The sequence below is a fragment of the Enterococcus sp. LJL120 genome, assembly GCF_054871765.1.
The window spans coordinates 1-2,177 of record NZ_JBTXLV010000033.1 but is presented as its reverse complement, the minus strand read 5'-3'; the positions used below and the strand labels follow the sequence as shown (position 1 = coordinate 2,177).

Genomic DNA, 2,177 nt, shown 5'->3' with positions numbered 1-2,177 from the left:
TTATCCGCTACTTCGTTGACACCCATTTCAATTGGATTGTCACCAGAAAAAAGAAATACTTTGAGGTATTCTTCTAACGACATCGGCGCACTCGCTTTATAACTACCGCTGTCTTCATTTCGAAGTTCAAGCGTTAAGCTATCTGCTTTAATCTCAATTTTCTGCTCATTCTTCACCATGTCCGTGATGTCGAAATGATACTGATTGGATTTATAGACAAAAGACAGTTTGTTTCCCACTTTGAAAAAAGGGGCTATCTCTGCTGTTTGGAGAACAGAACATGAAAAGAATGCTGCAGTGCCGACTAAGAATCGATGGAGGTTACTATCGAAGTAGTCTTCCGTTACGCACAGTAAATTGTCTTGATTGTCCAAAACAGCCAACAATGGTTTTTGTGTGTTCAATTAGTACCACCTCTTTTCATAAGTTCCTGTAATGGTGGGTGGCGTAGTCGTAAACCCACTCCATCCAAACTCTATATGATTGTTTCCGGGTTTCAAAATAGGAAAGGTGCTACCGGTCACAAAATCTTCTAGCGTTTTAATGCCATCTCGGTAAATCATGTTCATTCCCGAATCTTGACGAATTTCAACATCCGTACCTGCTTTGAAACGATTGGGTAAATCTTGCCAGTACTGCGATTTTAAATCGATGACTAAGACATCACGAATCCCCATATGAGTAACTAATTTAGAAGCTGGTCGTGAGCCGTATTGTCCAGTAAAGAACTGAACCTTCTTTACCTTCTTTGTTTGTAATGCTGGAATGGTGACCGTATAATAACTTCCATTAAAGAAATAGGTGATTTTGTCATTTTCTTTTTTTAAATCGAACATGTTTGTATTGATAAGCCTTGATTCTGTCCCATAAGGATTTGGTGGTTGCCAGTACGAAGGAGTCAATGGCATTGTCTTGTACACACGACTCCCTCCTGATCCATCTCCAATGAGAAAGTTGACCATGGCGCTATTTCCTACAGCGTCGCTTTTCTCGATTGCCATGCCTGCAATAAATTTATTGGTTTCATCGACATACGCTAAACACCATTCGCCTGTTTGTCCCATTACGGCGGTTTCAAACCACGCTCTAGCCCACAAGTAACAAGACTGTGCTGCAGTGGGCAATACAAGCTCTTTACAAGCGCCGTAAAAGACGCCGCCATTATTGGTAAAACTACTCGGTAGTTTCCCTAACCAGCCGCCATAATCAGTTATAGACGACATTGTCGTCACTACTTTTTTAGATTGATTTTCATAAAAGACGGAAGCGTCTTTCCAATTAGCGAAAGATTTCCCACCGTCTTTCTCGAAAATGGTTGCCATTTTCTCTCGGACTTCACCATCCGCTTCATCCATATAACCTAATTGGGTGAGGAACGTTGCTTGGTCTTCATGAATGCCTATCACACTCAGATACCCTGTTTCCGCATTGTTATGGAATTTCAATTGTAATGGCGTGTCCACTACGCCGTCATAGTTGATGTCCATGGATAAGATGCCAGTTTCATTTGGTTCAGCGGTTATAGGAGTAAGTGTGATCGAGTGTGACATACCGTCAGGTACAAGCCAATTAAAATTGGCACTTCCATACATCTTTTCGTCTGAAAAATCAATTTCACTTTCAGGCAAAGCATAATAAACTTTGTCAGGCTCATCTCCAAAAATGAGTTCTTTCGGTTCTGTGACACTCAGTATGGCCTCGAGTTCTCTTCGCTTGACAATTAAATTATTTTTCATAAAGAATGGCATAGGAATAATTTTTTCATTGTACGAGACTGAGACAAGTTTTTGTCCTTGACCCAGTCCTATTTTTTTCAACTTAACCTCATTATTACCGGAAATGCCTCTACTAAACCCTGGTTGTACAACTAAATAATCCGATAATTCATGACCATCAAATTTTACTGATAAATTATTCATAGATTATCTCCCATATACTTTATTTAGCATTGTTTCGACTTCTTCATTTTTCACCTTGACTGTAGGAGCAATGATTCTTCCAACTTCACGCTCATCGAGTGTAACAGAGCCATCCAAGTTTATATAAAGAGGCCGTGATAAAAGCTGTTCCAATCGTCGAATATAACTGTCTTCCAGAGGATTTGAGAATTGCTTTCCAAAACTAATGGTTTGCAACACTTCAGACGCCATGCTTTTGTTCCTTAGCTCGTTTAGCTG

Annotated in this window: 3 protein-coding genes; all 3 read right to left on the bottom strand. The window is 40.0% G+C overall.

The window, feature by feature from the left end; all coding sequences use genetic code 11:
- On the bottom strand, positions 1-404 hold a 404-nt coding region (locus tag ACYSNU_RS18855), incomplete at its 3' end, for a hypothetical protein (protein ID WP_461738608.1).
- Complete coding sequence (locus tag ACYSNU_RS18850) at positions 405-1,919, bottom strand: distal tail protein Dit (RefSeq protein WP_461738607.1); 1,515 nt, start codon at positions 1,917-1,919, stop codon at positions 405-407.
- 3 nt (positions 1,920-1,922) lie between these two features.
- The coding region (locus ACYSNU_RS18845) for a hypothetical protein (RefSeq protein WP_461738606.1) at positions 1,923-2,177 on the bottom strand (255 nt) is incomplete at its 5' end.

What these genes read in the sequence shown, in the direction of transcription:
- ACYSNU_RS18850 (WP_461738607.1), bottom strand. Translation starts at nt 1,919, where the DNA reads ATGAATAATTTATCAGTAAAATTTGATGGTCATGAATTATCGGATTAT.